General features: G+C 65.8%; 3 protein-coding genes. 1 reads left to right on the top strand and 2 read right to left on the bottom strand.

Annotated features, from left to right (window positions below):
* Positions 1-603 precede the first annotated feature (603 nt).
* Positions 604-2,346, bottom strand: a complete 1,743-nt coding sequence (locus A5736_RS04325) for an AMP-binding protein (protein WP_076244716.1) — start codon at positions 2,344-2,346, stop codon at positions 604-606.
* A 172-nt stretch (positions 2,347-2,518) separates the two neighbouring features.
* Here A5736_RS04325 and A5736_RS04320 point away from each other — a divergent pair, with 172 nt between their 5' ends.
* Complete coding sequence (locus A5736_RS04320; protein WP_076244704.1) at positions 2,519-3,175, top strand: isoprenylcysteine carboxylmethyltransferase family protein; 657 nt, start codon at positions 2,519-2,521, stop codon at positions 3,173-3,175.
* Between the two features lie 7 nt (positions 3,176-3,182).
* Here A5736_RS04320 and A5736_RS04315 read toward each other — a convergent pair.
* Positions 3,183-5,825 (bottom strand): amino acid adenylation domain-containing protein (locus tag A5736_RS04315; protein WP_139333128.1); only part of this gene is annotated, 2,643 nt, incomplete at its 5' end.

Raw genomic sequence — 5,825 nt, 5'->3', positions numbered from 1 at the left:
CCGAATCCCCCACCCCGCATGGTTTAGTTATCAAAAGCCCTGCCCACTGCCAGCCTCTCGCGCAGACTTTTCGGCCGTCTATCGGTCCTTTTCTCTTCGAAGTAGTCCGGATACGCGACGCGATCCTCTTCACCCGAGACCATCCGCCAGCCGCCTGGAACACCGGCAAAATTCCCCTAGGCCGTCTAGTCGAAATGAGTGAAGCCCGGCCCAAACCATAACGGAGGCCTACCGCGTCCGTTGGGATTTCGAGAAAGTTTCTTGCTGTAAAACACATGTAAAACAACACTTTTCGACGATCTCTTACCCAACACACGCCCTCCGGTTTGCGGCCGGACCATGCGAGCTCAGGCCTAGTCGGCTAGCGCCGGACGAAGTCGCAGATCAATGAGCTGAAGCCCGGAACTCCAAGCCTGCCTAACAAATTCGCGCTGGACCCCGGTCCGCGGTGTTGCTCGAACGGCCGAACGGGTGAACCGATCGTGCAGTAAAACACATGTAAAACAACACATTTGGACGATCTCTTACCCACCTCGTGACCTCCGGTTTGCGACCGCGGTCTGCGCACCCCCTGAAGCCCGGAGCCGCGGGCCCGGTGATTGCCTAAGCGTCCAAACGGGTGAACCGGCCGTGTCGATAGTGCTCGACACAGGCCGCTCGCCTGACCTTGCCGCTCGTGGTGATGGGAATCGAACCCGGTGGCACCGCAACCAGATCCGCGAGGGCCAGCCCATGCGAATTGGATATGGCCGAGGTGACCTCACGCTTGACGGCGACGAGCTGGTCCGCTGCCGCTTCATCGGAATCGCCGCGGCGCTTGACCTCGATGATGGCCACGAGCTCCTCCGTGTGATCGCGCGCAACCGCTATCGCCGCGCACCTGCCCCGGGTGATCTCCTGGATGGTCGCCTCGATGTCGTCGGGTGAGTGGTTACGCCCGTAAACAATCAATAGATCCTTGATGCGGCCAACGATGAACAGCTCCCCATCGGAGAAGAATCCCCGGTCTCCCGTTCTGAGCCACGGCCCTTCGGGCGTCCCCGCCGACGGAGCGACGAGCCGCCCGCCGAAGGTGCGCTCGGTCTCGTCGCGCTTGTGCCAGTAGCCCATAGCGATGTTGGCGCCGTGCATCCAAATCTCACCGGCCGTACCTTCCGGGCACTCGACGCACGTGTCGGGATCGACGATGCGAATCGTCGGTGACCGCGGCACCCCGTAGCTGACTAGCGGTGTACCGGTCCCGCTAGCGCAACGCTCCGCATGGCCGGCGGACAGCTTCTCGGATTCGAAGTGGACGATCTCGGGTGGCTGGGAAGGAGTGCGGGTAGCCGCATACACCGTTGCCTCGGCGAGCCCATATGACGGCCGTATCGCGTTGTCGGGCAAGTTAAAACGCGCGAACCGATTGGTGAAACGCCGCAGCGTCGCGGGGTGCACCCGTTCGCTACCGCTGAGGATGACCAGCACCTCCCCCAGGTCCAATCCGGCCATGTCCTCGTCCGAGGTTTTTCGTGTCGCCAATTCGAAGGCGAAGTTCGGCGCCGCCGAAAATGGATGGTGGTTGTTCGCCAGCAATTGCATCCAGCGGGCCGGCCGTTGCAGGAACGCCACCGGGCTCGTCAGCACGGTGCCGACCCCCGCCAGAATCGGCGCGCATACCCCCAGGACCAAACCCATGTCGTGATACAACGGCAGCCACGACACAATACAGCCGTCGGCCGGCGGGACCCGTCCGTAATCCACAAAGAAGTCGGACATCAGCTGTTCGAAATTGGCCAGCAAGTTGTGGTGCGAGATCATGACTCCGGCCGGCTGGCGGGTCGACCCCGACGTGTATTGCAGATACGCCACATCCGGATAGGTCTCGCGCCGGGCGCCCGATCCTGCCGGAGCGTCAAGATCCAGCCGGTCAACCTCAACGATCGTGGGAACTGATTCCGCGGACCGCGTCGCATAATAGGCAACCTTGCCCGCGACAGGGGACGTGGTGAGGACGACGGTCGGCGACGTGTCGCGCAGTACCGAGCTGACGCGCTCATCGCTGACGCCACCTAGCGGAACCGAAAGCGGAACCGCGAGCTGCCCCGCTTGCAATGCGCCGAGAAACGCAACGATGTAGTCGAGCCCCTGGGGTGACAATATGACGGCGCGGTCACCCGTCGACGCGCAATCTTCGAGCGCCCGTGCGACGTTCAGTGTTCGCCGATACAGCTGCGACCAGGTCAGGCTTTCCTCCACGCCGTTCCAGTCCTGGTCGTAATCGACAAACGTGAACGCCGTGTCATCGGGCTGCAGGCTGGCGCGTTCGCGCAGCACAGCCGGAACGGAAGTCCCCTCCACGGTCATCAGATTACCGTCGTCGCCGCCACCGTCGGGGACAAAACCCGGCAAGTCGCTGTACCTGTTCAGGTGTAGCCGACCGCCGGACACACACCGATCGCCTACAGTACGAACACCGTGCGAAAACTGGCGCCCGCGGCAGCCCACGGCAGGAGGATGCGTGACCACCGTTCCAAAAATGTTGGCATTGGGGCTTGTTGAGCCCGTCGTGTTCGGGGTGATCCTATTCACGGCGGCTTTCACGTTCGACTACTGGCAGGCATGGGTTTTCCTGGTGGTGTTCGCCCTGTCCGGGTGGCTCCCCAGCCTTTACTTACTGCGCACGAATCCCGTTGCGCTACAACGCCGGATGCGTGGAGGACCGGCGGCGGAGACGCGAACGACGCAGAAGGTCGTGATGGCGGCCTCGTGGTCGTCGCTGGCGGCGATGCTCGCCCTGAGCGCCCTCGACCATCGCTTCGGCTGGTCGCGGGCCCCGGCCGCGGTCTGCCTGGCCGGTGATGTCCTGGTAGCCGTCGGGCTGGGCGTGATGATGCTGGTGGTCGTCCAGAATAGCCATGCGGCCGCGACGATCCGGGTGGAGGCCGGCCAGAAGGTCATCTCCAACGGGCTCTACGGGCTGGTGCGCCACCCCATGTACACCGGCAACGTGATCATGATGATCGGCTTCTCCCTCGCGCTCGGCTCCTATTGGGGGCTGCTGTTCGTTCTGCCGGGCCTCGGCGTGCTCGCCTGGCGCATCCGGGATGAGGAGAAGCTGCTGTCCGAAGAGCTGGACGGGTATCGCGAGTACACGCGCAAGGTCCGCTACCGCCTGGTGCCGTGCATGTGGTGATTGCCGGCTAGAGCAGTCCGAGCCGCTGCAACTCGGTGACGTATTTGACGATGATCGGCGGCGAGACGTGCGGGATGTCGTTGTCCGGCCCAATCTTGGCTTCCTGCACCGCAGCCCGGAATCGGTCGGTCGGCGCGAGAGAACCCCGGACCGGCTCGATCGCGTGCACGTCCGGGGTATTGCGCAGCAGCAATTGCAGTACCTCCAGCACCGAGTGCTGGCGCTGCCGTTCGGGCAGGGCACGCAGGGCGGCCTCGAAGCGCCGCAGCCATTCCCCGAAGTCGTCGATGCGCTGGATCGGGTGGCCGGCCTCGATCAGCCAGTCGACGAACTCATCGAATCCGATGCCGTCGTCGTGCGGGTTCATCACGTGGTAGGTCTCGAACCCGTCGACCACCTGGGCTCCCAGTGTGGCGATCGACTCGGCGACGAATCCGACGGGCAGCCCGTCGAAGTGCGCGCGTTGCCGGTTGCCGTCGGCATCGAGCCGGTACACCGAACGCGGTGCGATACCGGTGGCCACCACGCTCAACACCATGCGGGAGAACAGGTCCGACTCGTTGAGCTGACCCACGTAGGTGGTGTCGGCCATGACCATGTCGCAGCGAAACACCGCCACCGGCAGCCCACACAGATCGTTGGCCTCGCGCAGTAGCACCTCGCCGGCCCATTTGCTGATGCCATAGCCGTTGGCGTAGCTGCCGTCCATGGTTCGGGTGGGGCTGATGACCCGGATATCGGCGTCCTCGGTGAACGCCGACGGCTCGATCTGGTCGCCCACGTTGACGGTCGACACGTAGATGTAGGACTTGAGTTTGGTGGCCAGCGCCAACCGGATCAACTCGGCGGTGCCCGCGACGTTGGGCCCGAACAGCTCGCTGTAGGGCAAGACGGCGCTTACCATGGCCGCGGAATCGACGATCAGGTCGACCGTGTCGGCCAGCCCCTGCCAGGCCTGCTCGTCCAGGCCGAGGTTGGCTTCGGCCTTGTCGGCCGCGATCACCCGCAGATGATCGCGGGCCAGGTCCTGGAATCGCCACAGCAGATCCGGATCGCCGCGGTCGAAGACCTTGACCAGCCGGCGTCGCGCGTCCTCGTCGGAATCGGCCCGCACCAAACAGATCAGCGTGCCGTCGACCAGCTCCATCCGCTCCAGCCATTCCAGCAGCAGGTAGCGCCCCACGAAACCGGTTGCGCCGGTGAGCAATACCGTCCGCACCTCGGCGCTGGGGCCGGGCAGGGACGGGGCGGCGGAAAGCGTCGTGGCGTCGAGGAACTTGTCCAGCGTGAGGTCGGCGGCGTGCACCTCGGTGGCGTCGCGGCCGTGCACGGAGGTGAAGCCGTCCGCGCCGGCATGCCGGCCGACCTGCTGGCTCAGGCCGCTTACCGACGGCGCGTCGAACAAGACGCGCACCGACAGGTGGGTATCCAGGGCGGTGTTGATCTTGGCGATCACCCGCATCGCGGAAAGCGAATCCCCACCGAGGTGGAAGAACGACTCGTCGACCCCGACGCGGTCGACGCCGAGCACCTCGGCGTAGATGCCGGCGAGGATCTCCTCGGTGGGAGTGGACGGCGCTCGGTACCGATCACCCTCCTGGTATTCGGGTGCCGGCAGGGCGCGCTTGTCGAGTTTGCCGTTGACGGTCAACGGCAGGGCCTGCACCGCCACCACGGCCGCCGGCACCATGTACGCGGGGAGCCGCTCGGCCAGCTGGGCGCGGGCCGCGGCCGGATCGGCGGTCCCGGTGACATAGCCGACCAGGCGCTTATCCCCGGGGCGGTCCTCGCGGGCGATCACCGCCGCCTGCCGCACCCCGGGTTGCGCGGCCAGCGCCGCCTGCACCTCACCGAGTTCGATGCGATACCCGCGGATCTTCACCTGCTCGTCGGTGCGCCCGAGATATTGCAGTTGTCCGTCGGGGCCCCAGCACACCAGGTCGCCGGTGCGGTACATCCGTGTCCCGGGCCCGCCGAACGGGCACGCCACGAATCGCGACGCGGTCAACCCGCCCCGGCGCCAATACCCGCAGCCGACCTGGCCGCCGGCCACATACAACTCACCGACCACTCCGGCCGGCACCGGCCGCAACCATGCGTCGAGCACAAACAACGCCGCCGTCGGCAGGGGCGACCCGATCGGCACCACGCCCGACCCGGGCGTCAGTGCGGCGCTGATCGCGACCCACATCGTGGTCTCGGTCGGGCCGTATTCGTTGATCATCACCCGCCGGGGCGCCCAGCGGTCGACCACTTCGGCCGGGCAGGCCTCGCCACCGACGAGCAGGGCCACCGAGTCCAAACCCTCCGGTGACAACGCCCCGACGGCCGACGGGGTTTGGCTCAGCACGTTGACCCGTTCGTCGACGAGCAAGGCGTGGAAGTCTTCCGGCGAGCTGGCCACCGATTCGGGCACGACGACCAGGCGCCCGCCACGCAGCAGGGCGCCGAAGATCTCCCAGCCCGAAATGTCGAAGCTGTAGGAATGCCACTGCGACCACACCCGCTCGGGTCCCGGCGGCAGGCCGGTGTCGTCGAGGGCGTCGGCCAGCAGGGTGACGTTGCGGTGCGTGATGGCCACGCCCTTGGGCACACCCGTCGTCCCGGAGGTGAAGATGATGTAGGCGAGGTCGTCGGCCACCGGCGCGGG

Origin of the sequence: Mycobacterium sp. SP-6446, from assembly GCF_001954045.1 — a bacterium.
Lineage (GTDB): Bacteria > Actinomycetota > Actinomycetes > Mycobacteriales > Mycobacteriaceae > Mycobacterium.
The sequence above is the reverse complement of the archived record's forward strand: the minus strand, read 5'-3'. Positions and strand labels throughout refer to the sequence as shown.

Excerpts from the sequence above, each read along its gene's own strand:
- A5736_RS04320 (WP_076244704.1), top strand. The coding sequence starts at position 2,519 with ATGTTGGCATTGGGGCTTGTTGAGCCCGTCGTGTTCGGGGTGATCCTA.
- A5736_RS04325 (WP_076244716.1), bottom strand. The coding sequence starts at position 2,346 with ATGACCGTGGAGGGGACTTCCGTTCCGGCTGTGCTGCGCGAACGCGCC.